At 66.9% G+C, this 25,123-nt stretch carries 25 protein-coding genes, 1 tRNA gene and 1 pseudogene; 18 read left to right on the top strand and 9 right to left on the bottom strand.

Annotated features, from left to right (window positions below):
- Positions 1–220, top strand: a pseudogene (locus ON22_RS01360) (oxidoreductase); the annotation flags it as partial.
- Between the two features lie 476 nt (positions 221–696).
- On the opposite strand, the gene ON22_RS01365 reads toward ON22_RS01360, so the two are convergent.
- A complete protein-coding gene (locus ON22_RS01365) occupies positions 697–1,482 on the bottom strand; it encodes an HAD family hydrolase (protein WP_051157049.1) in 786 nt (261 codons plus the stop codon).
- A gap of 411 nt (positions 1,483–1,893) precedes the next feature.
- On the opposite strand from ON22_RS01365, the gene ssd reads away from it, so the two are divergent.
- From ssd to ON22_RS01400, 7 genes are all read left to right on the top strand, one after another.
- A complete protein-coding gene (gene ssd, locus ON22_RS01370; protein WP_051157045.1) occupies positions 1,894–3,000 on the top strand; it encodes a septum site-determining protein Ssd in 1,107 nt (368 codons plus the stop codon).
- Entirely contained in the window at positions 2,997–4,196 is a 1,200-nt protein-coding gene (locus ON22_RS01375) for a TadA family conjugal transfer-associated ATPase (protein ID WP_033243938.1), read from the top strand. Before ssd ends, ON22_RS01375 begins: the two co-directional genes overlap by 4 nt.
- A gap of 134 nt (positions 4,197–4,330) precedes the next feature.
- A complete protein-coding gene (locus ON22_RS01380) occupies positions 4,331–5,011 on the top strand; it encodes a type II secretion system F family protein (RefSeq protein ID WP_306306574.1) in 681 nt (226 codons plus the stop codon).
- Positions 5,012–5,114: 103 nt separating this feature from the next.
- Positions 5,115–5,711 (top strand): type II secretion system F family protein, encoded by a 597-nt coding sequence (locus tag ON22_RS01385; RefSeq protein ID WP_033244486.1) that lies wholly within the window; start codon positions 5,115–5,117, stop codon positions 5,709–5,711.
- Positions 5,712–5,792: 81 nt separating this feature from the next.
- Complete coding sequence (locus ON22_RS01390; protein ID WP_051157050.1) at positions 5,793–6,020, top strand: DUF4244 domain-containing protein; 228 nt, start codon at positions 5,793–5,795, stop codon at positions 6,018–6,020.
- 88 nt (positions 6,021–6,108) lie between these two features.
- Positions 6,109–6,423: a TadE family type IV pilus minor pilin gene (locus ON22_RS01395; RefSeq protein ID WP_231508537.1), complete on the top strand. Its 315-nt coding sequence runs from the start codon at positions 6,109–6,111 to the stop codon at positions 6,421–6,423.
- Positions 6,420–6,788: an Rv3654c family TadE-like protein gene (locus tag ON22_RS01400; protein ID WP_033243940.1), complete on the top strand. Its 369-nt coding sequence runs from the start codon at positions 6,420–6,422 to the stop codon at positions 6,786–6,788. Before ON22_RS01395 ends, ON22_RS01400 begins: the two co-directional genes overlap by 4 nt.
- Positions 6,789–7,032: 244 nt before the next feature.
- Here the strand turns inward: ON22_RS01400 and sftH are convergent, their stop codons facing one another.
- Entirely contained in the window at positions 7,033–9,396 is a 2,364-nt protein-coding gene (gene sftH / locus ON22_RS01405) for a DEAD/DEAH box helicase (RefSeq protein ID WP_051157047.1), read from the bottom strand.
- 430 nt (positions 9,397–9,826) lie between these two features.
- Between sftH and ON22_RS01410 the strand changes: the two genes are divergently transcribed.
- From ON22_RS01410 to ON22_RS01440, 8 genes are all read left to right on the top strand, one after another.
- A complete protein-coding gene (locus ON22_RS01410) occupies positions 9,827–10,033 on the top strand; it encodes a cold-shock protein (RefSeq protein ID WP_011206895.1) in 207 nt (68 codons plus the stop codon).
- A 553-nt stretch (positions 10,034–10,586) separates the two neighbouring features.
- Positions 10,587–13,508 (top strand): type I DNA topoisomerase, encoded by a 2,922-nt coding sequence (gene topA / locus ON22_RS01415; protein WP_051157051.1) that lies wholly within the window; start codon positions 10,587–10,589, stop codon positions 13,506–13,508.
- A gap of 55 nt (positions 13,509–13,563) precedes the next feature.
- Positions 13,564–14,070: a mycothiol transferase gene (locus ON22_RS01420; RefSeq protein ID WP_033243941.1), complete on the top strand. Its 507-nt coding sequence runs from the start codon at positions 13,564–13,566 to the stop codon at positions 14,068–14,070.
- Between the two features lie 234 nt (positions 14,071–14,304).
- Positions 14,305–15,495: a DNA polymerase III subunit delta' gene (locus ON22_RS01425; RefSeq protein ID WP_033244490.1), complete on the top strand. Its 1,191-nt coding sequence runs from the start codon at positions 14,305–14,307 to the stop codon at positions 15,493–15,495.
- A 57-nt stretch (positions 15,496–15,552) separates the two neighbouring features.
- Positions 15,553–15,628: transfer RNA gene (locus ON22_RS01430), tRNA-Thr, on the top strand.
- Between the two features lie 324 nt (positions 15,629–15,952).
- Positions 15,953–16,087, top strand: coding sequence for a DUF2510 domain-containing protein (locus ON22_RS38465; RefSeq protein ID WP_373280836.1), 135 nt, complete (start codon positions 15,953–15,955; stop codon positions 16,085–16,087).
- 31 nt (positions 16,088–16,118) lie between these two features.
- Positions 16,119–16,400 carry a type II toxin-antitoxin system Phd/YefM family antitoxin gene (locus ON22_RS01435; protein WP_033243942.1) on the top strand — a complete coding sequence of 94 codons (282 nt, stop codon included), beginning with the start codon at positions 16,119–16,121 and terminating at the stop codon, positions 16,398–16,400.
- The gene (locus ON22_RS01440; RefSeq protein WP_033243943.1) at positions 16,397–16,657 is read left to right on the top strand and encodes a Txe/YoeB family addiction module toxin; all 261 of its coding nucleotides are present in this window, start codon (positions 16,397–16,399) and stop codon (positions 16,655–16,657) included. Before ON22_RS01435 ends, ON22_RS01440 begins: the two co-directional genes overlap by 4 nt.
- 142 nt (positions 16,658–16,799) lie before the next feature.
- On the opposite strand, the gene ON22_RS01445 is transcribed toward ON22_RS01440, so the two are convergent.
- The 4 genes from ON22_RS01445 to ON22_RS01460 form a co-directional block, all read right to left on the bottom strand.
- Entirely contained in the window at positions 16,800–17,321 is a 522-nt protein-coding gene (locus ON22_RS01445; RefSeq protein WP_156052275.1) for a hypothetical protein, read from the bottom strand.
- 144 nt (positions 17,322–17,465) lie between these two features.
- Positions 17,466–18,047, bottom strand: a complete 582-nt coding sequence (locus ON22_RS01450; RefSeq protein WP_051743114.1) for a TetR/AcrR family transcriptional regulator — start codon at positions 18,045–18,047, stop codon at positions 17,466–17,468.
- Positions 18,048–18,172: 125 nt separating this feature from the next.
- Positions 18,173–19,465 (bottom strand): lipase family protein, encoded by a 1,293-nt coding sequence (locus tag ON22_RS01455; RefSeq protein ID WP_081595248.1) that lies wholly within the window; start codon positions 19,463–19,465, stop codon positions 18,173–18,175.
- A gap of 453 nt (positions 19,466–19,918) precedes the next feature.
- On the bottom strand, positions 19,919–20,521 hold the full coding sequence (locus tag ON22_RS01460; protein ID WP_051157048.1) for a TetR/AcrR family transcriptional regulator: 603 nt from the start codon (positions 20,519–20,521) through the stop codon (positions 19,919–19,921).
- 86 nt (positions 20,522–20,607) lie between these two features.
- Between ON22_RS01460 and ON22_RS01465 the strand changes: the two genes are divergently transcribed.
- Together ON22_RS01465 and ON22_RS01470 are read left to right on the top strand one after the other, a co-directional pair.
- The gene (locus ON22_RS01465) at positions 20,608–21,021 is read left to right on the top strand and encodes a DUF4267 domain-containing protein (protein ID WP_231508538.1); all 414 of its coding nucleotides are present in this window, start codon (positions 20,608–20,610) and stop codon (positions 21,019–21,021) included.
- A 39-nt stretch (positions 21,022–21,060) separates the two neighbouring features.
- Complete coding sequence (locus tag ON22_RS01470) at positions 21,061–21,534, top strand: hypothetical protein (RefSeq protein WP_033243946.1); 474 nt, start codon at positions 21,061–21,063, stop codon at positions 21,532–21,534.
- Positions 21,535–21,621: 87 nt separating this feature from the next.
- On the opposite strand, the gene ON22_RS01475 is transcribed toward ON22_RS01470, so the two are convergent.
- The 3 genes from ON22_RS01475 to ON22_RS01485 all read right to left on the bottom strand — a co-directional run bounded on the left by ON22_RS01475 (position 21,622) and on the right by ON22_RS01485 (position 25,104).
- Complete coding sequence (locus ON22_RS01475) at positions 21,622–22,677, bottom strand: NAD(P)H-dependent amine dehydrogenase family protein (protein WP_033243947.1); 1,056 nt, start codon at positions 22,675–22,677, stop codon at positions 21,622–21,624.
- Positions 22,678–22,777: 100 nt separating this feature from the next.
- Positions 22,778–24,019 (bottom strand): alpha/beta hydrolase family protein, encoded by a 1,242-nt coding sequence (locus ON22_RS01480; RefSeq protein WP_033243948.1) that lies wholly within the window; start codon positions 24,017–24,019, stop codon positions 22,778–22,780.
- 164 nt (positions 24,020–24,183) lie between these two features.
- Positions 24,184–25,104: an NADP-dependent oxidoreductase gene (locus ON22_RS01485; protein ID WP_033243949.1), complete on the bottom strand. Its 921-nt coding sequence runs from the start codon at positions 25,102–25,104 to the stop codon at positions 24,184–24,186.
- Between the last annotated feature and the right edge of the window lie 19 nt (positions 25,105–25,123).

The following is a 25,123-nucleotide window of genomic DNA, read 5'->3' on the forward strand; positions in this document are numbered from 1 at the left end:
GGCATCGCGACTGGTGACCGTGTCCACCGGGCTGGATCCGCATGCGCTCGGTGTGCCGGAGGTGTTCCTGTTGCGGCGCCGGCAGGCCTACCTGGACGCGGCGGCGGGTTTCGGTGCCGGTACCGCCGCGGGAGTCGGCGGCTGGGTGGTCTTCTGTTGCGGGGCACTCGAAGACGGCGCCCGGGAAGCGATGTCGATCGCGGAGGCGGCAGCCGGCTGAGTGCCTTGCGGATGAACCATCGTGTTCGCCGGCCCCGGAACGCGGCGATACCCGCACATTAAAGCGGGCGGCGTGGTCCTTGGACCTCACCGCCCGCGAGCACGGACTACCCGGTTACCATGCGTGCTGAAATGGGTTGTGTTCTCCGGCCTCGGCGTTCCTCCGGGCTCCGCAGCAGCTCATCCCCGCAGCTATGCGAGGCCATCGCCGGCAACGAACCGGATTTCGCAGGCCCACAACACTCCTGCCCTTGTCGCGGCGAGCTCCGCGTGGGTACCTGGTGTCCGTGCTGGGAAGGGTGGGTCGGGAGGCGGAGCCTTCTCTTCCGGCTGCGCCTTGGCCTTCCGTCCTTCCGTGACTCCATTTCTACACTGTGAGCGCACTCACATCAAGGCTTCGCGGAACATCACCGAACATTCCCCGAACGGTCCCGTAAATGGGAGGCTTATGCTATAAGACCAGGTGAATAGCCATCTTCAGCGGCGGCGCAGGAGTCGATAGGTGAGCGCGCCGGCGGCCAGCGCACTCAGGCCGACTGCAATACCGGTGGCCGTCGTTTTCGACGGTGCGTGAAACCGTGACCACAGCGAAACCGGGTTGGAGAACGTGAGGACCGGCCAGCCCCGCGCTGTTGCCTCCCGCCGGAGATTCCGGTCGGGATTCACCGCGGTCGGATGGCCGACCGCTGAGAGCATCGGCAGATCGGTGATCGAATCCGAATACGCGTAGCACCGCGACAGGTCGTAACCCGCTGTGGCGGAGAGTTTTTCCATGGCGGTGACCTTGCCCTCCCCGTAGCAGTAGAAGTCGACGGCACCGGTGTACTTACCGTCGACGACCTCCATTCGGGTAGCGGCGGTATGGGTGGCCCCGAGCGCCTCGGCGATCGGCGCCACCACTTCTTCCCCGGACGCGGAGACGATCACCACATCGTGGCCGCGAATCCGGTGATCGGCGATCAGATCGACTGCCTCCGCATAGATCAGCGGATCCACGAGGTCGTGCAAGGTTTCGGCCACGATCGACCGGATCTGGGCGACATCCCAGCCGGCGACCATATTCGTCAGGTTGGCGCGCATCCGCTCCATCTGATCGTGGTCGGCTCCCGAGAGCAGGAATATGAAATGGGCATAGCTGCTCTCCAGCACCGCGCGTCGGTTGATCAGACCCTCGGCGAAGAACGGTTTGCTGAACACGTAGGTGCTCGAGCGGGCTATCACCGTCTTGTCCAGGTCGAAGAAGGCGGCGATACGGCTGTTCATGCCGGGGTGATCGTCGGTCAGCGGTGTCGAATCGTCGGAGTCCGTCACGGGTTCAGGATAGATATTCGTACCTGGCGTGTCTGCGCCGCCGGGTGCATTCGGCGGTCCTGACCTGTGCTTTCTTCCGGCATGCAATAGCGGGTGTGAACCGGCGAACTTCTTTGTCGCGGGGCTTGCGTTCCCGTCGGGGATTGGGTGTAGTATGGCTGTCACCTGGACATGTTCCAGGCGCGTTCAGCCCGACCCCCCGGGGCTGAACCCCGACGGCCCCAGCCTCCTCCCCCCCCGGCTGGGGCCGTCCTCTATTCAGGGGACGGTCGCGTCCCGCAGAGTTGTCCACAGCCCGCGAGTTGTCCACAATCGCCGCCACGACGCACTTCGGCCGGGGTTTCGTCGGCCACGCTGGCATTTATGGACCACGACACGACCACCGCGGAGAAGACCGAACCCGCTGTGCTGGTGGTCATCCGGGATCACCGGCTCCGCGAGGAAGTCCGCCGGGTGGCCGCGGCGGCCGGGCGGCGTATCGAGGAGGCCGATCCACCGGCGGGCCGGCATATCTGGTCGGTGGCGCCTCTCATCGTCTTGGATACCCGGGCCGCGGTGGAATGTGCGGCGGCCGCGCCGGCACGGCGCAACGGGGTGGTCACCGTCACCGACGGTGAACCCGAACTGGGCGATTGGCAGGCGGCGGCGGTGATCGGCGCCGAACGGGTGGTCGCGCTGCCCGCCGCGGCGGTCGGGCTCATCGAGAAGTTCGCCGAATACGCCGAACAGCACGCCGACGGCGGAGTCGTCATCGCCCTGGCCGGCGCCGGTGGCGGTGCAGGGGCGTCCACTTTGGCCGCGGCGATTGCGTTGCGATCGGCCACCTCCCGGTTCCGGCCGCATACCGTGCTCGTCGACGGCGTGCCGCAGGGCGGCGGCCTGGATCTGCTGCTCGGTATCGAGGGCACGCCCGGCCTGCGCTGGCCCGATCTGGTCATCGACGACGGCCGGGTGGCCGCCGCCGAACTACACAACGCCTTACCCGGTGCCGGCGCGGGCCTGTCGGTGCTGTCCTGCGGCCGCGGCGCGGGCCGGGCGAGTCCCATCGGCGCCGCTGCCGTCCATGCGGTGATCGAAGCAACCCGCGGGGCAGGCGATCTCGTCGTCTGCGATATTTCGAGCGAACGAGGCCCCCATATAGACCGGATACTGGACGCTGCGGATCTGGTGGTGCTCGTCGTGCCTGCCCGCTTGCGCGCTGTGGCTGCGGCCGAGGCCGTCGCGCGGTGGATTGCAGAACGGAACCCGAACCAAGGGCTGGTGGTCCGCGGTCCGGCCCCCGGTAATCTCCGCGGTCACGAAATCGCCAGGGTCCTCGAACTGCCGCTCCTGGCCGCCGTGCGCGCACAGCCGGGCCTCGGCGCCCGCCTGGAACGTGGTGGCCTGCGGTTACCGCGTGGTCCACTGCGCACCGCCTGCGATGCGGTTCTCGCGGTACTGAGCCCACCGGACGAACGGCTCCCGGGATGACCACCGGCGCCGAGGACACCGTAGTCACAGCCGAACTCCTGGACCGGGTGCGCCGACGGCTGGCCGGCGAATCCGCCGAGCCCGAACCGGCGCGGGTCGCGGCGGCCATCCGGGCCGAAGCGGGCGGAATGCTGGGTGATACCGATCTCCTGCGCGCCTTGCGGCTGTTGCAGACCGAACTCACCGGCGCCGGCGTACTCGAACCGCTGCTGCACGATCCGGCAGTTGCCGACGTTCTGGTGACGGCGCCCGACGCGGTATGGGTCGATCGTGGGCACGGGGTCGAGAAAACCTCGATAACCTTCCCCGACGAGGCCGCGGTACGGCGCCTGGCCCAGCGGCTGGCGCTCTCGGCGGGCCGCCGGCTCGACGACGCGCAACCCTGGGTGGACGGCCGGCTCTCGGGGCGGGAACTCGTCCTGGGTAACAACTTCGGCGTTCGCCTGCACGCGGTGCTCGCACCGGTCGCGCTCGGCGGCACCTGCCTATCGCTGCGGGTCCTGCGTCCGGCCACCCAGGGCCTGGACGCCCTGTCCCGGGCAGGGACGGTTTCGGCCGAAGCGAAAACTCTGTTGCGCAGGATCATCCGGGCCCGGCTCGCATTCCTGGTGGTGGGCGGAACGGGAGCAGGGAAAACTACGCTGCTGTCGGCACTGCTCGCCGAGGTGGCGGCGGGGGAGCGAATCGTCTGCGTGGAGGATGCCGCCGAACTCGCGCCGCCACATCCCCACGTGGTACGGCTGGTGGCCCGCCCGGCGAATATCGAAGGCGCCGGTGAGATCACGCTGCGCGATCTGGTGCGCCAGGCGCTGCGGATGCGGCCCGATCGCATCGTGGTCGGGGAGGTGCGCGGTGCAGAGGTCGTGGACCTGCTCACCGCCCTCAACACCGGACACGACGGCGGCGCGGGGACCGTACATGCCAATTCGCCACATGAGGTTCCGGCCCGGCTCGAGGCGCTCGCCGGTTCGGGCGGTATGGATCGTCCCGCCTTGCACAGTCAGCTGGCCGCCGCGGTCCAGGTCGTACTGCATGTTCAGCGGCGTACCGACGGTGCGCGCGTCCTCCGGGAAATCGGCGTGGTGCGACGGAATGGCCAGGGTTGGGTCGAGATCTGCCCGGCCTGGAGTCTCGGTGGCTCGGGGGCCGGAGCGGCGCTGCTGGCCGGGTTGCTCGAAGAACGGCTGGGCGAATGATTCCCGGAGAACCGGCCGGGCCGGCGATCGCAGCCCTCGGCTGTATAGCGCTGGGACTGCTCGTCCTCCCGGCAACGGCTGCTCAGCGGCGATATGCGCAGTCTTTCCGTTCGAAGCAGAGGCGCCGAATCCCCGTGCACCGACCCCTCCACTGCCTCGCCGGTCTGGGCGGTGCGGTGGCGCTGGGTCTGGGCAGCGGGGCACTCGTCGCCGCAGTTCTCGTCGGGGCAACCGTTGCGGTGCGGGTGCGCCGGACCCGCAGGTCCGGGCGGCATCGCACCGAATGCGGATACCTGCTCGACGGTTTGGCGGCCGTGATCGCGGAACTACAGGTGGGTGCACACCCCAGCGCTGCTGCCACCGTCGCTGCCCGCGAAACCTCCGGAATCGCGGCACAGGCGTTCGCGGTCGGCGCTGCCCGCAGCCGGCTGGGCGGATCCGGGGCCGACGGGATGCTGTGCCCGGGAACGGTGGTCGCCACCGAACTGGCCCGGGTCGCGGATGCTTGGCGGGTCGCCGAACGGCACGGGCTCGCTCTGGCCGATCTGTTGTCGGCGGCCCGGGCCGACCTGGCAGCCAGGACCAAATTTCGCAACCGGACGGAAGCGGCCCTGGCCGGCGCCCGTGCCACGGCAGCCATCCTGGCGATCCTGCCGGTGCTGGGCATCGGTTTGGGGCAGCTGATGGGGGCCGATCCGCTACGCGTTCTCCTTGCCTCCGGGATCGGGACCTATCTGCTGCCACTCGGCGCAGGCCTGGCCTGTGCCGGATTGCTATGGGCCGATGAGATAACACATCGGGTGGTATCGCAATGAGCCCGCTTGCCTGCCGCGATTGCCGACCGGACCAGTGGTTTCGATATGGGTTCGAGCCCGGGTGGTATCCGGGCTGCCGGGCGCTGCCGCACGGGAGCTGCCGATGACAGCCGGTCCGGTATGGTCCTATCTGCTACTAGCCACTGCTTTATTGCTGATCCCGGCTCGTGCGCCGGTGATCGCGCGGTTGTGTGCCGGCCCGGTCGAGGGACGATCGGCCGTACCGGGTATGCGCGGTCCGGCCGATCCGGTAGCGACTGCGACCCTCTTCGATCTGCTGGCGGCGTGTCTACGTGCCGGTTTGCCGGCCGATGCTGCGGTCCGCGCCGTGGTGCCCACATGCCCCGCCCGCCTGGCGGCACCGCTACAGCATGCCGCCGACCTGCTCGCCATGGGTGCCGACCCGGCCACCGCCTGGGCACCGGCCGAGCCGGAAGCCGCGGAACCCGAATTCGAAGCTCTGGCCCGGCTGGCCCGCCGGTCGGCCCGCTCCGGGTCTTCGCTGGCGGCGGCGGTGGGTGAGCTGGCCGAAGAACACCGTGCCCTGGTCGAGGAAGCAGCGACCGCGCGGGCCGAGCGCGCCGGAGTGCTCATCGGCGGCCCGCTGGGCCTGTGCTTCCTGCCGGCGTTCGTCTGCCTGGGCATCGTCCCGGTGATCGTGGGGCTGGCAGGCCGGGTGCTGGGCGGTGCACTGCTGTGATCGCAGCCGCCGGATACCGAGATGTACCTGCGTACGGACCGGCCGTACGAGGTCGTGAGAAGGGGGATACAGATGCGGAAAATGATCGGATGTGGGCCGGTACGGCGGTTATGTACGGCCGGTCGGGAGTTCAATGCCCGTCTGCTGCATGCCGCGGTCGCGGACGAGGGGATGAGCACCGTGGAATATGCGATCGGCACGATCGCTGCGGCGGCGTTCGGTGCCGTCCTGTACACGGTGGTGACCGGCGAGAGTATCCCCGACGCGCTGACCGGGATCATCGAAAAGGCTTTGAACACAAGTGTCTAGCGAGCGGGGCGGGACTCACCGGCGGTCCGGCCCCATAACCTCTGCGGCTGCGCGTGCACCGGCGGTGCTGGGGGACGAGGCCGGTTCGGTGACTGTCGAGGCCGCGATTGCTCTCGCGGCGCTGGCCGCGGCGGTCGCCCTGTGCGTGGGTGCGGTCTTCGCGGCGGTCACCCAGGTGCGCTGTGTCGACGCGGCCCGGGAGGCTGCCCGGCTGGCCGCACGAGGCGACCGGGCGGCCGCCGAGCCCACGGCACGGCAGGTCGCGCCGGACGGTGCGGATATCTCGGTGCGCTACGAGGCCGATCGGGTGGTCGCGGTGGTCACCGCAGATGTTCCGCTGTTACCCGCCCTCGAGTTGCGTGCGGAGGCGGTGGCTGCGCGGGAGCCGGGGGAGGGCGTATGAAAACCGCACGCCTTTCCCGGGACGACGGCTCGGCAACGGTGACCGCGTGTCTCGCCTTGGTCGCGTTGCTCGCGCTCACCGTGCTCGTCACGCATGTGGGCGGGGTGATCGCGGCCCGGCACCGGGCACAGGCTGCGGCCGATCTCGCGGCGCTGGCCGCTGCCGCGGAACTGGCCCGAGGTGCCGATGCGGGATGCGCCGCTGCCGAAGCGCTCGGCCGGCGTATGAAGGCGGGAGTCGTCCGATGCGAGGTTGCCGGATGGGATGTGCTGATCGAGGTCGAAGAAAAGGTACCGGCGGGTCCGTTCGGGTCGCGGAGTATACGAGCGATTGCACGTGCAGGCCCGGTCGAAGAAGGTGGGTGATCGGCTTTCGGGGAAATTTGTTAACGACGAATACCGCATTCGCTTAGGTAGGGCAATTAATGGCTCGCTACGGGAAATAGGAGTTTGTTATTGAATTGATTTGGATGCATTGCCCGCAGCTACCGATCCGTTATGGGGCAACAATTCAGTTAACATGATCATCTTCCTCTTAAATCGGACGAAGACGTGGGCGCGTTGCCAGATGTTGCCGTAGCCAGCGAACGTACTGACCAGTGTGTATTCGTCAAGCAAGGCCGGCCGGGCGGCTCGGCCCGTCCGGCTCGGCCAGAATGGCCGTCAACAACCTGACGGCTCCGGCCTTGTCGAGAGGGTCGTTCCCGTTCCCGCATTTGGGTGATTGCACACACGACGGGCAGCCGGTGCGGCAGGAGCACGACTCCACGGCGGCCAGCGTGGCATCCAGCCACTGCCGCAGCAGGGCGTAACCGCGTTCGGCGAAACCGGCGCCACCGGCCTGTCCGTCGTAGACGAACACCGTGGGCAGACCGGTATCGGGATGCTCGGCGGTGGACACACCGCCGATATCCCACCGGTCACACGTCGCGACCAGCGGCAACAGTCCGATCGCGGCATGCTCGGCGGCGTGTAGTGCGCCGGGTATATCGGCGGCCGCGATCCCGGCGCGGGTCAGCAGGTCCGGGGTCAGCGTGTAGAGCACCGCGGTAGTGGGCAACTGCTGCGGTGGCAGGTCGAGCTCGACCATATCGAGTACCTCGCCGGTGACCGCGGTACGCAGGTAGCCGATGACCTGGCTGTGTACCGTGACCGTCGCCAAAGCAGCTGTGACCTGCCCGTACATGCGGCTTTCCCGGATCGAATCAATGGTGAGGGAGGTGATCTGCCGGGCGCTGGTCGTCCAGCCCGGTGTCTCTTCGCGTACGAATGCGACGCCCCCCTCGAGGTCGAGTTCGTTGACCACGTAGGTCTCGCCTTGGTGCAGGTGTACCGCTCCCTGGTGGAGGGTGGCCGGCGCGCGGGCCGCGTCCGCCGTGCCGAGGAACCGCCCGGTGTCGCCGACCACGATGGCCACGGGGGCGCCGATACCCCCGCGGACATCGACCGAATCGTGGGGTGGTTCGGAAGCGGTATAGAACCAGCGGTGGCCGCCGTTCGCCCGTCGCCGGCGAATCAGCCCTCTACCTGCTAGTTCAGCCACTATATGATGGTCGGCGAGGCGATGGAGCTCGGCATCGTCGAGAGGTAGTTCCATGGCCGCGCACAGCAGTTGCGGACCGAGCACATAGGGGTTGTGGGGGTCGATGATCGTGGCCTCCACCGGGCGGTCCAGCAGGGCTTCCGGATGGTGGACGAGGTAGGTGTCCAGCGGATCGTCGCGAGCAACCAGTACTGCCAGGGCCCCTTGGGTCCGCCGCCCGGCCCGCCCGATCTGCTGGCGGAACGAAGCCACGGTGCCCGGGAAACCGGCGAGTACCACTGCGTCCAGGCCTGCGATATCCACGCCGAGTTCCAGGGCATTGGTGGTGGCCGCGGCGAGTAGTGATCCGTCGGTGAGTCCCGCTTCGAGTGCCCGGCGGTCCTCGGGCAGGTAGCCGCCACGGTAGGCGGCGATACGGTCGGCCAGCTCAGGGGCGGTTTCTGTCAGTCGCTGCCGGGTGTGCAGGGCGATCAGTTCCGCGGCCCGCCGCGATCGCGCGAAGGTCAGCGTGCGGGCTCCTTCCAGTACCAGGTCGGCGGTGATCCGGGCTGCCTCGGTGGTGGCGCCCAGTCGTACGGGGGCGCCGTTCTCGCCCTGTATCGAGGTGAGTAGCGGAGGCTCCCAGAACGCGACGGTGCGCGGCCCCCGTGGCGACCCGTCCTCGGTCACTGCGACACAGTCCGAGCCGATCAACCGCGATGCGGCGGCGGCGGGATCGGCGGCGGTCGCGGAGCACAGGACGAACACCGGGTCGGCGCCGTAGTGGACGGCCAATCGGCGCAGGCGTCGCAGTACCAGCGCTACATGTGAGCCGAAGATCCCCCGGTAGGCGTGGCATTCGTCGACAACTACATAGCGCAGCCGGCGCAACAGCCGCGCCCAGCGCTGATGGGAGCGCAGCAGTCCGAGGTGCAGCATGTCTGGGTTGGTGAACACCCACCGCGCCTCCGCCCGGACCAGCCGGCGGATTTCCGTCGGTGTATCGCCGTCGTAAGCGGCCACCGGGATCCGGTGGAGCGGTTTGTGCCGGGTGAGCTCGCCGACCATTCGCAGCTGGTCCGCGCCGAGCGCTTTGGTCGGCGCGATGTACAGCGCCGTGGCACGCGGGTCGTCGTGTAGGGCGGTGAGCACCGGGAGGTGGTAGCCCAGTGATTTACCGGAGGCGGTTCCGGTGGATACGACCACGTTCTGCCCGCCGTGGGCGAGTTCGGCGGTGGCGGCCTGATGACTCCACGGCGCCGCTATACCTACCTCGCGCAGCGCCTCGGTCACCGCAGGCGCCGCCCAGATCGGCCATTCGGTGGTCCGGGCCGCGCGGCCGGGAACCTCCGCGATATGAGTCAGCCGCGAATCGGTATCCTCTGCTCCACGCAGGACACGATTCAGCAACGATCGCCCGTAGCTTTCTTCGGATCGGACCTCGCGAGTCATGCCGCCACACCCTCTGCGCGTCCGAATGATGTGAAACATCGGCGTCCGCGGCCCGGTGCCTGCGGATTCGATACCCAATAGCGATCTGGGTCACAGCCGGGTACGCGGTCCGCTCGCTGGTTATCGGTAGGCAAACATACCGGAGGTTCAGATTCCGCCGGGCTATCCCTTATAGCCGCATTCGCGAGATCAATTTTTTTGCAAATTGTCGGTAACTCCGCTGTTGAATTTCCCAAAGACATGGTTCACTGGGTCTCGGTCGCAAGCTTCTGTGTTCGAGGGAACGGATGCAAAGTCCAAACCTTGGCAGGATCGATGTTGCGAACCGCTTACGAAGGCCCTGCGGGAGTCCAGAGTACAGGGGTTCGGAACAGGCCCGGTGGATGAAACAGTTGTCCGCCGTTCCGAGTAAGAAAAGAGAAGGAACAGAATGGCACAGGGAACTGTGAAGTGGTTCAACGCGGAGAAGGGCTTCGGCTTCATCGCGCCCGAAGACGGCTCTGCGGACGTCTTCGTCCACTACTCCGAAATCCAGGGTTCGGGGTTCCGTACCCTCGAGGAAAACCAGAAGGTCGAGTTCGAGGTTGGTCAGGGCACCAAAGGCCCCCAGGCCACCGGAGTTCGTGCGCTCAGCTGAGCGAGTACACCTCCCAGTTCGTCCCTCGATCCCGTAACGGGAGCGAGGGACGAACTATATGTGCAGTATGTGTACTTCCGCGGTCGTGAGCCCCGCGCGTCCCGCCGCGCCCAATCGGGTCGTGCGCTCGCCGCGCCTCCGGCCTTCGGCTCCGGCCGCGCGGAATCCGGGTATCCCGGCATGGGCCCGGTATTTTCCGGGCACCCGCGATCGGACTCCGGCGGATGGTGTCGCGTCACACTTTCTGCGGGGCGCCGGCCCTGCTCGTCCGAATTGCGCCACGCGCGGACGGATGGCCGATTACCGTCTTCGTACACCGCTCACCTCGACAAGGCACGACTTCGTGACCTACCGTGCGTGCTGTGGTGGCCCCGCGCCCTGCATACTGAACGGCATCGACGCGCCATCGCCCGATGGTCGCAACCGCTCGACCACGCGCAGCGTCAAGGTATAAACGTGTCTGGTGGTGATGTTCGTCGTCACCATCTGTTCATCCAGCCGCGTCCTGCGCCCCAGCAGCGTCCAGCGGGTCGAGAAGGAAAGGGATTCGCCGGTGGCAACACGAGACCGTAGCGCAGCCGAGGCGGGTCGTCCCGTGCGTCGTCTCGTGATCGTCGAGTCCCCGACAAAGGCTCGTAAAATCGCGCCTTACCTGGGCCGGAACTATACGGTCGAGGCATCGGTAGGACATATCCGCGATCTGCCGCGCGGCGCCGCCGATGTGCCGGCCAAATACAAGGGGCAGGACTGGGCCCGGCTCGGGGTGGACGTCAACAACGACTTCGAACCCATCTATGTGGTGAGCCCGGACAAGAAGGGCAAGGTCACCGAACTCAAGGGTCTGCTGGCCGACGCCGACGAGCTCTATCTCGCCACCGACCCCGACCGTGAGGGCGAGGCGATCGCCTGGCATCTGCTGGAGACGCTGAAGCCGAAGGTCCCGGTTCGCCGGATGGTGTTCCACGAGATCACCGAACCCGCCATCCAAGCGGCCGCCGCCGATACCCGCGACCTGGACAACGACCTGGTCGACGCGCAGGAAACCCGGCGCATCCTGGACCGGCTGTACGGCTACGAGGTCAGCCCGGTGCTGTGGAAGAAGGTCATGCCGCGGCTGTCGGCGGGCCGGGTGCAGTCCGTCGCGACCCGGGTGGTCGTGCAGCGTGAACGTGAGCGGATGGCGTTCCGGTCGGCCGAGTACTGGGATATCGCGGCAAGGCTGGACGCCGGCGGGGAATCCGATACCGCCAACCCGCGGGTGTTCTCCGCGCGGCTGGTCGATGTCGACGGTTCCCGCGTCGCCACCGGCCGGGATTTCGGTTCCGACGGGCAGCTCAAGGCCGATTCGCGTGCCCTGGTACTGGACGAGGCGCGCGCTCGGCGGCTGTCCGAGGCGCTGCACGGTGTCGATCTGGTGGTGACCTCGGCCGAATCCAAGCCGTACACCCGCAAACCGTATGCGCCGTTCATGACCTCCACCCTGCAGCAGGAGGCCGGCCGCAAACTGCGTTTCACCTCGGAACGCACCATGCGCACTGCGCAGCGGCTGTACGAGAACGGCTATATCACCTATATGCGTACCGACTCGACGACACTGTCGGAGTCGGCGATCAATGCCGCCCGCACCCAGGCGACCCAGCTCTACGGCGCGGAGTACGTGCACCCGACCGCGCGGCAGTACACCCGCAAGGTCAAGAACGCGCAGGAAGCACACGAGGCGATCCGCCCCGCCGGTGATACCTTCGCCACACCCGGCCAGCTCCATGCCCGGCTGGACAACGACGAGTTCCGGCTCTACGAGCTGATCTGGCAGCGCACCGTCGCTTCGCAGATGGCCGATGCCAAGGGCACCACCCTCACCCTGCGGATCACCGGCACGGCCGGTACCGGCGAGGATTGTGTGTTCTCCGCCTCGGGCCGCACCATCACCTTCCCCGGGTTCCTCAGGGCCTACGTGGAAAGTGTCGACGAGGAGGCCGGCGGCCAATCCGACGACGCGGAAACCCGGTTGCCGCAGCTTGCGGAGGGCGAGGGCGTAACGGCCGTCGAACTGAACCCCGACGGGCACAGCACCAATCCGCCTGCCCGGTACACCGAAGCGTCGCTGATCAAAACGCTCGAGGAACTGGGCATCGGGCGCCCGTCCACCTACTCCTCGATCATCAAGACCATTCTCGACCGCGGCTATATCTACAAGCGTGGTAGCGCACTGGTGCCGTCCTGGGTCGCGTTCTCGGTAACCGGGTTGCTGGAATCGCATTTCGGCCGGTTGGTCGATTTCGATTTCACCGCTGCCATGGAGGACGATCTGGACGCCATCGCCGGCGGCCGGGCCCAGCGCGGAAACTGGTTGTCCAGCTTCTACTTCGGTGGAGACGACGGTGCCGAGGGATCGGTCGCGCGGTCCGGCGGGCTCAAGAAGATGGTCGGGGAGCGCCTCGACGATATCGATGCCCGCGAGATCAACTCGATCAAACTCTTCACCGATGACGCGGACCGCGATGTGGTGGTGCGGGTCGGCCGGTACGGGCCGTATCTGGAACGAATGGTCACCGACCCGGACAAGCCCGATGCGGAACCGACCTCGCAGCGCGCGAACCTGCCCGACGATCTGCCGCCCGACGAATTGACCCCCGATGTTGCGGAGAAGCTTTTCGCGACACCGCAGGAGGGGCGCACACTCGGTGTCGATCCGGTGACCGGGCACGAAATCGTCGCCAAGGAAGGGCGTTTCGGCCCCTACGTCACCGAGATCCTGCCGGAACCGCCGGAGGACGAGACGGCCAAGAAGACGACGAAGAAGAACAGCGGCCCGAAACCACGCACCGGCTCGCTGCTGAAATCCATGGACCCGGCGACGGTTACGCTCGACGACGCGCTCAAGCTGCTGTCGCTGCCGCGGGTGGTCGGTACCGATCCGGCATCCGGTGAGGAGATCACCGCGCAGAACGGGCGCTACGGCCCCTACCTCAAGAAGGGGACGGATTCGCGGTCGCTGGCCACCGAGGACCAGATCTTCACGGTGACCTTGGACGAGGCCCTCAAGTTATATGCCGAACCCAAACGTCGAGGTAGACAGGCCGCGGCCGCTGCGCCGCTACGGGAACTCGGCAATGATTCGGCCACCGGTAAACCCATGGTGATCAAGGACGGGCGGTTCGGGCCCTATGTCACCGACGGGGAAACCAACGCCAGCCTGCGTAAGGGCGACGAGGTGGAGTCGATCACCGACGAACGGGCCTCGGAACTGCTGGCCGATCGTCGCGCGCGGGGGCCGGTGAAGAAGACGGCCAAGAAGACCGCGAAGAAGGCTCCGGCGAAGAAGGCCGCGGCGAAGAAGACCACTACCGCCGCGAAGAAGTCGACGACCGCGAAGAAGACCACGGCGAAGAAAACGACTGCCAAGAAGGCTGCCGCGAAGAAGGCGCCCGCAAAGCAGGCCGCAAGCCGTGCCGCCGCCGAGGACGGCGAATAAACCTGTCGTACCCGAGCCGTAGCCTGACGCGCGATACCGATCAGAAGGAGCGTTGATGGCCGGCCGCCAGGAGCATGACGACCTCGTCCAGTTGCTGGATGAACAGCGCGAGATGTTCCGCATCACCGTGCGGGGTATCAGCGAAGAGCAGGCAAGGCAGCGCACCACCGCGAGCGAACTCACCCTCGGCGGGTTGCTGCACCATTTGGTCAGTTGTGAACGGCTGTGGACAAAAGTTCTCGTGGACCGCGACGAGAACGCGGAACAGAAATTGGAAGACTTCGAAGGCCAATACAGCATCGGCGCTTCGGAAACCGTGGCCGGTTTGCTCGCGGAGTGGGAGATCGTCGCGGCGAACACCGCGGAACTCGTTCGCTCGGTGGCCGACCTCGACGCCTCCATCCCCACCCCCACCAACCCGTGGGTACCGGGCCGGGTCTGGTGGTCGGCGCGTTTCCTGATCCTGCACATCCTGCGTGAGATTGCCCACCACAGTGGACACGCCGATATCATCCGCGAACAGTTGGACGGTGCGAACACCACCGCCCAGCGTGCTGGATAGGCGTACCCCGCCTGTGCTCCGGCCGAGCGTGTCGCGACCGGCAGCTGCGTGGAGGAAACCTCGGCGTACGTCCGCTCCCGACCAAGTGCCCGGTGATATGTCGACCAGAGTGCGGTCCGGATGGATCGCAGTGCCCGTACCGAGCGGTGCACGCCTTGTGCGCGACCGGACGAGCGTCGACCGTACGCGGCCATCGGATAACCGGGGCCCGGCGGGTCCATTAGGGTGTCGGACGTGACGGACGTCTTCGATCGGCTGGTCGGGCAGGAGACGGTAGCGGCCGAACTGACCGCCGCCGCGGTGGCGGGCCGCTCCGGCACCGCGGACTCGGCGATGACACATTCGTGGCTGTTCACGGGCCCGCCGGGTTCCGGACGGTCCGTTGCCGCATTGTGCTTCGCCGCGGCCCTGCAATGCACCGACCCCGACCGGCCCGGTTGCGGCCACTGCCATGCCTGCACCACCACGATGGCCGGAACTCACGGTGACGTCCGCCGGGTGATCCCGGAGGGGTTGAGTATCTCCACAAGAGAGATGCGTGGAATCGTGCAGATCGCTGCCCGCCGCCCCAGCACCGGTCGCTGGCAGGTCGTGGTGATCGAAGACGCCGACCGGCTCACCGAAGCCGCGGGCAACGTCCTGCTCAAGGTGGTCGAGGAACCGCCCGAACGGACGGTGTTCCTGCTGTGCGCCCCCTCGGTGGACCCCGAGGACATCTCGGTGACGCTGCGGTCCCGCTGCCGCCATGTCCATCTCGTCACCCCGTCGGCGCCCGCCATCGCCCAGGTATTGCGCGACCACGACGGCCTGGACGCGGAAACCGCCGAATGGGCGGCCGCCGTGAGTGGTGGCCATGTGGGCCGCGCCCGCCGCCTCGCCACCGACGACGAGGCCCGCGACCGCCGCCGCCGCGCGCTCGACCTGGTTGCCGCGGTCTTCCGCGGTAACGCCTACCTCGCGGCGGATGAGCTGGTGAAAGCCGCCGACGACGAAGCCAAAGAGCTCAGCGCCGAACGCGACGACCGCGAACGCGACGAACTCGCCACCGCCCTGGGGGCCGGCGGCACCGGCAAAGGCGCGGCCGGCGCCACCCGCGGTTCCGCGGGCGTCCTGAAAGACCTGGAGAAGCGCCAGAAATCCCGCGCCACCCGAACTGGCCGCGACGCCCTGGACCGCGCCCTCCTCGATATTGCCGGCCTCTACCGTGACGCCCTGGCCGTGAGCTTCGGCGACCCCATCGGCCTCACCATGACCCACCCCGATATGGCCGACCGCGCCCGCAGCCTCGCCGGCCGCATCCGCCCCGAGGGCCTGCTCGGTTCGATAGACGCCGTCCTCGCCTGCCGCGAAGCCCTCGATCGCAACGTCAAACCCCGTTTCGCCCTCGCCGCAATGGCCGCCACCCTCCTCGCTCGAGCATCCTGACCACCCGTTTTCGCGTTCCCCCACCGGAGACGATAGACTCGCGACGCCGAAAGGCACGCCGCCTTAGCTCAGTCGGTAGAGCGCTTCACTCGTAATGAAAAGGTCAGGAGTTCGATTCTCCTAGGCGGCTCCACTCGGAAACCGGCTATAACCAGCTGGTTTCCACCTACCTCGACGCTTCCTGCGGGTGTCGCAGTCGGCCGCCTTGTCACGGTTCGTCGCAACGCCTTTCCAAGCTCCCACGCGGCTGCCAGCGCATCATCATCCTGCGACGAATCGGCGAGCACTCTGCCCGGTCGACAGGCTGTCGCCCGGTATCCCGACTGAACGGACGGCCGCCCTCGCCGAGTCGCCGAGCAAGGTGACAGGATGACAATCCGTGGGCACACTCAGTATCTGGCACTTCGTCATCCTTCTCGTGATGGTGGCTGTGCCGGTGATAGTGATCGTGGCGGTTATGAAATCGAGTCGGCCTCGCCGGCAGCAGCCGCCTATCGCGCCCCAACCCGGCTGGTACCCGGACAGCTGGAATCCTGCGCAACTGCGCTGGTTCGATGGACGTCAATGGACTGACCAGGTACAGCAACGCTGACCTATGTACACATAACCTGTACACTTCCTGGATGAGGCAGATCTCCTACACCGAAGCCCGCGCCACCCTGGCGAAGGTGCTCGACACCGCGACCGATGACCTGGAAGAGGTCGTCGTCACTCGTGCCGGTCACGAGGCGGCCGTGGTTGTTTCTCTTCGTGAATACGAGTCGCTGAAGGAAACCGCCCATCTGCTCGGCACGCCTGCCAATGCCCGGCATCTGCAGCGCGGGCTGGAAGAGTTCGCGGCGGGCGGATTCGTTCCGGGCGAACGTCTGGACGTAGCGGACGACGACTCTGCGGGTGTGGCGTGAAGCTGCAGTTTTCCAATGAGGCATGGAGCGACTACGTATGGACAGTCGCCAACGATCGTGCGGCAGCGCGCAAGATCAACCGCCTTTTCGATGACATCATGGTCAATGGCCAAGCCGACGGAATCGGTAAGCCGGAGCCACTGTTGCACAGTCTCGCCGGATGGTGGTCACGGCGGATCACCCAGGAGCACCGGTTGGTATATCGGGTCGAGGACGAGGTGATCCACATTCTCTCGTGTCGCCACCACTACGAATAGATCTCCGCCGCGCCGTAGTTCGGTGTCGCCCTATGCTGCTTCGGGGGTCTCGTCCCCAATTCGGGCGCTCAGCAAAGGAACAGTTCGGGGCTGATTCAGCGGGCGTTGCTTGTGCAGGCGACCTCGACGATCTTTACGCCGCTCAGGTCGGGGGAGCCGACGTTGGCGAGTGCCGCCGTCGCTGCGAGCCGCTGTAGGCGGCGCGCTCGACCTCGGCCAGGCGAGGTCGGCTGCTGACGATGGTTCCGGCTCGCAACCGCGGGGTCTGTTCGGTGGACGACACGGTGCGGAAGAAGGCGCGCACCGTGGGCGGTATCCACAACAACGCCAACCCGGCCGAGTGAGCCAGATGGCCGACCACGACAGCCCACAGGTACATGGAGCCGGCTGTCGCCGAGATCATCGCCGCGCAGATCACGAAGACGAGCACCACTGTCAGTGTCACCCGCGCCCAGCGCCGGCCGAGCAGGACTTTCCAGCCGAGCCAGGCGAAGACGGCGACGTTCGTGAAATGCAGGACGTAGGTGTAGGTCAGAGAGGCGATCCAGGCGAATTCCAGCTGATCCGGTGGCAGATCCGGATTCGCTCGAGTGACCGTCGTTTCGACGCCTGCACGGTCGAATGTCATGACGATCGGTAGGGCGATGAGCGCGATGATGCTCACCACCCCGCACCAGACCAGCCAGTGGAGCGGGGCAGGGGCTCGGCGCCAAGTGGCTACGATCCGGGATCGGGTCGGCAGGGAGGCCATTGATACTCCAGAGAGGGTGTGATGTCCGGCGCTTGTCGGCTCATGGGAAGCGTCCGGTCAGTGCGCGCGCAGGTGCTCGATATGGTCTCGCAGGATCTTTACCGCCGATTCCGGGGTGAGTAGTGGGGTCCGTGCTTGTAGCTGGAGTGCCAGGCCGTCGATGAGTACCGCGAGCCGCCGTACCTCCCATTCGAAATCGAGGTCGGCGCGCAGGTGTGAACGGATTCCGGGATGCTGCAGAGCGTGCCGGCAGACATCGTGAATTCCGGTCGCGGTGAGCTCCCGCATGCGCAACGAAGGCGGACTGGCTCCACCTTCGGCAAAGAGGGCGAGGTTGACATCCATTTCCAGCCGGCGCTCGTCGTCCAGCGGTAACAGTTCGCAGAGCCACGCCACGAGGTCGGGGCTCTGTTCGGTGTTGTGTTTTTCGGCGCGGGCGCTGAAACGCCGGTGTACCAGCTCCATCGAGAACGCCAGTAGATCGGACTTGGTCGGGAAGACGTGGCGGAGTGAGCCCGTTGACAACCCGGCCTCCGCGGCGACGGTGCGCAGTGATACCGCGGCGACGCCCTTCTGCTGGATCACTTTCCAGGTTGCGACGGCCAGCTCGGCTCGCCGCTGCTCATGGTCGATCAACATCGGCACACATTTATGCTAGCACGAATGAGTTAACAAAATCTTTGGTGACGGCGGTAGCCGATGATCCGGGTGGGTTTCCCGAGGCTGGACGTGCCTCCTAGGCGACGCCGACCAGATATGGGCGCTCACCGGGCCGGGATGGGGACTGGTGCGAGGGAGTTACCGGTGCCGAAGGATGCGCAGTTGGTCGTGGGTGGGGTGCCGGCGAAACGGTCGGTGAGGAACTGGGCGGCCTCGGCTTGGAAGCGGGCGAAGGCGGCGATGTGGTCGTGGTGCTGGTATCGGGCGTAGGTCACCGGGACACCGCGGCCGCAGTACTGGTGGGCCAGGGCTTCGATATCGCGGGCGACCATGACCGAGTCGCCGATCGGATCGCTCTGGCCTACGGCGAGCAACAGGGGAACGGCGGGGGTTCCGGCGGTGCCCATGATGTTGTCGTTGACGGCGGCCGCGGCTGCGGGGACGTCGAGCAGGGAATGGTAGGGGGCGCGGACCATTTCGGCGTCGGTGAGGCCGGGATAGCGCTTCGCGAACTGCCCGAGACAGAGGTTTTCGACGGCGGCGGTGAGCTGGGCTCCGCGTTCGGAGAGGAAGGCGGCGGTGTCGAGGCCGTAGGTGCGGCGGAAGGAGACGACCATGGCCGGGATGACGCCCGCCCAGTCGGTGCTGCCGCTGACATAGGGGAGGTTGTGGGCGAGGTGGACGGGTAGCCCACCGGCGGCGGCGCCGATCAGAGCGAGTTCGGGGGCGTAGTGCGGGGCGATCTCGGCGGCCCATTCGGTGGCTACCGAGCCGCCCGAGTATCCGGTCATCGCGACGGGGGTCGATGCGGGCAGGCCGAGGGTCTGTTCGGCCGCCCGGATTCCGTCGAGGGCGGCGTAGCCGGATTGCCGGCCGACTGTCCACTCCAGGTCCAGGCCCTCGTAATCGGGTACGACGACGGTGTATCCGGCGGCGAGATAGCCGGCGATCACGGCCTGCTCCATGATGGTGCCGGGGCTGTCGGTCCGGCCGGTGAGCGTGTAGGAGGGGTTGCATTGGGAGCCGAGCGCGTCGTAGGCCATGTGGTACGACAGCAGTCGCGCGGGGCCGGGGACGACTGGGCGCAGCACGGTGGTGACTGCCGCGGTGGGAGTGTTCTGCTGAGTGGTGGTCCGGTAGAGCACCTGGGTGCTGGTGATGGGTGTGGATAACTTCGGGAAGGCGAACGGCGCGGGCCGGGAACGCAGGACTGTGCCCGGAGCGGTGGTGGTCAGGGGCTGGTCGTAGTCGTAGAAGGAGTCGGGAGCCGGAGGTCGTGGGTCGGCTTGCCCGGCAGATGGGATTGCCGCTGTACTGCCCGATAGCAGCAGTGCCGTCGTGATCAGGGCGCGGACTATCCGGGGCAGTGCCCCGGAACCGAATGCGACCGTCCTCATCGTCGACTCCGTTCCCCGGCATCCGCCGGGCGCTACCGCGGACAGCCTCCGGATCGGCCGGGCACCGGCGCGGTGTGACGAGTTGTGCACAAGCCTGAGCAGCGAAACGTCTTTCGGACGCCGGCTGCATTGAAACCCACCGGTACACGCTGGTCAACGAACCGGTCGCGCGGGTCGCGAACGAACACGCCGGAGACGCGTGGGAAGACCCGCCGGTTCGACCCGGCCGGGCGGCACATGAGCAGATCCCGAGCCCGTTCTCGGCGCGGTGGCGATTCATAGAGACCGCCGACGTGGAATCCGGCCGCAGCGGGCGGCCCTGGGGTTCCGACGAACGACAGCATGAGGCGGTGTCCGGATCCGTGCGCAGCCTGCCGGTACGGTGCCGTGCGGAATTGCGGGCCGCTCCGACGAAGTCGTCACCGCGCGTAGATGCCGAGCCGTAGCAGGCGACTATTTCGCGTGCGGCTCAGCGGGATCGTGTGCGGCGTCTTCCAGCCAGCCTTGCAGGATCGTCAACCGCTCCGTCCGGTGACCTGGTCGAAGGCGGTTGTTGCGTTCCAGCGTGGCGAGGCCGTGGAGGGTGCTCCAGATGGTTTCGGTGAGGGTTTCCACGTCGGTTTCCGCGGCGAAGGGGGCGAAGGTGGTGACCAGTTCGCTGAAGGCGTTGCGGAGCGGTTCGGGGGCGCCGTCACCGAAGGTGAGGTCGGTGGGGAGGACGAACATGGCGTCGTAGAGGGCGGGGTTTTCGGCGGCGAAGTCGGTGTATGCGCGGGCTACGGCGGCCAGAGCTGCGGATTTGTCGGGGGCTGTGGTGCGGGCGTGGCGGAGGGCGGCGGCGGCCTCGGTGATGCCGTCGAGGGCGACCGCGGTGACGATGGCGCGTTTACCGGCGAAGTGGCTGTAGAGGACGGGCTGGCTGTATTCGATGCGGTCGGCGAGTTTGCGGACGGTGACGGCGTCCCAGCCCTCGGTTTCGGCCAGTTCGCGGGCCGTGTCGACGATGAGCCGGTGCCGGTCGGCTCGTTCCCGTTCGCGCCTGTTCTGGATACCCATACCGTGAATCTAGCAGCGCTAGACAAAGTAGCGATAAGAGATTAGTGTCGCTATTCAATATAGCAATGCTAGATATGGAGTTGGCCATGATCACCGTTCGCCGCGTCGCCACTGTGTTGTCCCTGAGCCTGGCGGCATTCATCCTGTACTTCGGGATCGGTTACCTGATCGCACCCGAATGGATCGCAACCGGCTTCGGGTTGCCGGTATGGCCCACCGGCGAAGCGGCAGCTTTCTCGAACCTCAAGGGAGTTCGCGACACGGTTACCGGCATCGTCGTGCTCGTACTGCTCGCACTTGGACAGCGGTTCGCGCTAGGAGTCGTGGCGCTCGGGTTCGCATTGATCCCGCTGGGCGACATGCTCACCGTTCTCCTCCACAACGGCTCGGCCGCTGCGGCCTTCGGGATCCACGGGCTAACCGCCATCTTCGTTGCGCTCACAGGGGTGCTGTTGATCCGCGAGCGCGCCGGCGCCCATACACCGGCTCAGGCCGCATAAAGCATTCCGACCGACCAGAAACTACCTTCAGGAGCCGTAATGGCCATCTCCATCCAAGTTCTCGCGGCACTCGCCGTCGTCACCAATGCCGTCGTCTACGGCGCAGACGTCGTCGCCGCACTGGTCACGCGTTCGGTGAATGCGCGGCTCGACGACGCCACCATGACTCTCAGTGCCGGGTGGGGGCACTATTTCGCCGATTCGCGAATGCCGCCGGTCGGTATCACCGGATTGCTGAGCGCGCTCGCCGCCGCCGTAGTGGCGGGATTCGGCGGGCATCCGGTGCCGGCAGCAGCGGCGGCGGTGGCCGTGGTTGCGCTGGTCGTCTGGCTCGTTCTGTATGCGCGGATCGCCAAGCCGGTCAATGTGGCGCAGAAGGCGGCGGCGCTTTCCGGAGTGATTCCGGAGAATGCCCGTGCGCTGCAGCAGCGTTGGGACAGCATCATTTTCCTGCGGGTGGGACTGCAGGCGATAGTGCTGGTCGCTTTGACGGTCACGATCGCCGCTGTCTGATCGGCCACGAACGAACCGGTCACAAGCCGGTTCGTTCGTCTTCGGCCGAAGCAGCCGGTACCTCTTCGGTGACTCGGTCTGCGTTTGCTATCCAGCAAGATCTGGGTGTGCGCGACCCGTGACCACGGGCATATCCACGAACGTGAGAATCCCCGGCGGCGCGGCGCAGACAGTGGGGATCGAGTTGACGCAATGCGCGGCGGTGACCACGATCCCGGGGTTACGGAGCAGCCCGGCCGTGACACTGGTCGGATGCCAGCCGTGGATGACCACCGAACAGTCGGGGTCGCCCTTGACCTCGATTTCGAAGCGTTCACCACCCGAGCCGAATTCCCATGCCGGGTCGAGGTTTTCCTCGCCCATCAGCCAGTTGACCGCCACCCGCACGACCTTGGTCTCGCCGATGAACGCTTCCCAGGCGAAACGTTGCGCGGCGACACGGCCGGGTTCGATCACGCCGGCCGGGGAATCGATCGGTGCGGTAGCTACCGCGATTTCGTGGCTGCTGCGGATCTCGGCCTCCGCGAAACCGAGGGTATCCAGGCACATGCGCACCGACTGTTCGAAACCGCGCGCGAGCAGGCCGAGCATCGGCCCCGCCTTGGCCTCTTCGGGGGTTCCGCCGAAGCCCATGATGTGCCGGACTACATCGGGCGCGTTGTAGGTGCGGATATCGGAGAATTCCTCACCGCGGACGAAGGTGATCGCCGAGGACAATCCGCTGAAGAAAAGCGGCTGCTGTTCGGTGGCGCCGCCGGGGTCGATACCGGTGCCGTGCAAGGTCACTCCGCCTTCGAGGGCAGCGGGTTCCATCTTCGACCGCTCTTTATCGGTCGGCCAGAACCAGCCCAGGGGAGTGACGACATTCTTACCGGACCGCAGGATCGCCCGGACCTGGCCGGCGTCGGGCAGCAGCGGCGCGTACAGCACGCAGTCCGCGTCCAGTGCGAGGATTTCCTCGACACTGTGGGTCGCGATGACACCGGTCTTGTCCGACCCGACGATATCGCCGACATCCTTACCGGATTTCTCCGGTGAATGGACCCAGCAGCCGACCAGTTCGAGGTCGGGATGGGCCAGGATATGTTCGATCGCGGCCTGTCCGACACCCCCGGTCGCCCACTGCACTACACGCAAAGCCATCGTGCGAACCTACCTTCCGGACGGGCAGCCGGATCCGGGAATGCGTGTACCGCGGCATCCGATGGGAGGCCGGTCCCATTCAGTGGCGACCGCGCCGATATCACCGCATACCCAGCGTTTCATCCAGCCAGTCGAACATCCGCTGGTCGGTGCGCGCGCGGGCCAGCGGCTGGCAGTGGTAGTTCGCGCCTTCGGCCGCGGTGAACCGGCAGCGGTGCACCGGCCCCGAAACCATTTCGGCCAGTCGCCGGGACTGGCCCGGCCAGAACTGTTCGTCCTCGGGGTCGGCGATGAACAGTGGGGTGGTGATCCGGGCGGCCTCGGCTGCGCCGAGTGTGTACTCGCCGACCGCGGTGAGGGTGTCGAAATAGCTGTCACACCGATACGGTCGCGCCCGGAAGTTCCAGGTGTGGGCACTTTTTCCGGAGAGTTTCAAACCGATACCCAGCTCGGTATCGAACTGCTTCTGTTTGCCCGCACGGAACAGTTTCATCAGCGAATTCGGGATATTCGCCACCCAGGAGGCCGAAACATCGACCACGCCGGGATCGGCGAGGGCGGCCGCGAAACGGTGTTCGAAGGCCAGTGCCCGGGCGATCCAGAATCCGCCCTGACTGATCCCGTACAGCGCGACCCGTTCGGCGTCGACGCCGGGCAGTTCGAGCAGATGGTCGAGGACCGGGGTGAGTACCGATTCCCAATCCGGACGGAATGCCGTTTCCCGCTCGAACAGCATCGACTGTTGACCGGGGCCGTCGAACATCAGCACGTTGTAGCCGCGGGCCAGCGCACCGGCCGCTCCCGAATTCCACAGTGCGCTGAGGGCGCCGTCGCTGCCGTTGACCATGACGAATGTGGGTCGCGGCGTGCTGTCCGGCCCGGGGCGGAAGAAATAGCCGGGCAGGGTGCTGTTCTCGTACGGGATGGCGATGCGTTCGACCGCGTGCGGGGTGGTGTCGACGAAACGGTCCCAACCGGAACGGTGGTTACGGAAGGCCGGGAGAAGCCGGCCGGTGTCGCCGGAACCGCTGAGCGCGTTGACGGCGGTCGCGAAGTAGGTGGCGGATCGCAGGTATGCCCAGGAGGCGCTGAGCGGGTGGCCGTCGGCAGCGGCGGTATCGGCGAGGGCGCGCGCACGTTCGCCGGCGGCTTCCCAGGTGCGGAACCAGTTTTCGTGGTCGCCGGGATCGGTGGCATCGATGGCCCACAGGACCTCGCCGATATCGGCCGCCCCGGAAGCGGTGGCGCCGAGGACACAGCGCACCACGTAGTCGGCGTCGGTATCCGGGTAGAAACCGGCACTGAACACCTGATGCGGGAGAGCGGGCCGGAACGGGAACACGGGCACGGGATCTCCTTCGGAAGCCACGGACACCGCGATATGTGGTCGGGTCGTACCAACTCGAAAGTGTGCTGCCGGCAGTCCAGAGCGCCCTGCCAGGAGTCCGGAGCCGGTTGCCAGGAGTCCAGAGCGCGCTGCCGGGCCCGGAGCGCGCTGCCGGGCGCTCAGAGGACGATGACGTTCTTCCCGCGAGTGTGTCCGGTGCGGCCGGCCGCGAACGCTTCGGGGACCTCGTCGAGGGAGAAGGTGCGGGCGATGGGGACGGTCAGGTTGCCTTCGGCGGCGAGGTCGGCCAGGCGCTGGGTCTGTGTGCCGTCGGGGCGGACCCAGACATTCTGCCCGCCGTGTTCGGCGACGCTGTTGTCGGCGACCGAGGCGTGCCGACCACCGGGGGCGAGTACGGCGAGAGTGGTGTCGAGCTGACCGCCGACGAAATCGGCCACTGCTTGCACGCCCTCGGGCGCGAGTTCGCGGATCCGTTCGACAACGCCGTCGCCGTACTCCACGGGTTCGGCGCCCAGGTCACGCAGGTAGTCATGGTTTTTCTGGGATGCGGTGCCCAGGACCCGGGCGCCGCGGGCGGTCGCGATCTGCACGCCCAGGCTGCCGACACCGCCGGCCGCGGCGTGGATCAGCACGGTGTCGCCGGCGGTCACCTCGAGCAAGTCGAGAGTGCGCAGTGCCGTACCACCGGCCAGGGGAAGGGCGCCGGCCTGCTCCCACGGCAGTTCGGCCGGTTTAAGGGCGACGTGCGCGGCCGCTACCGCGACCAATTCGGCGAAAGTGCCTGCTTGCAGGACGTCCTTGCGGGCGTAGGCGAGCACGTCGTCGCCCACCGAGAACTCCGGGGTGTCCAATCCGGTATCGACCACGGTTCCGGCGACATCCCAGCCGGGAATCACCGGGAACACCGCATCGATCAGTCCGTCGAGTGCGCCCGACATCAACTTCCAGTCGACCGGGTTCACCCCGGCCGCGCGGACTTCGATCAGAACCGAACCGGGGAACAACTTGGGCGTGGGCAGGTCACGGACTCGTACATCGTTGTCGTCGGCGGTGTAGCGGTCGTAGGTCGCTGCGCGCATAGTCCATTCCTATCGGAGG

The organism is Nocardia carnea NBRC 14403, from assembly GCF_000308515.1.
Lineage (GTDB): Bacteria > Actinomycetota > Actinomycetes > Mycobacteriales > Mycobacteriaceae > Nocardia > Nocardia carnea.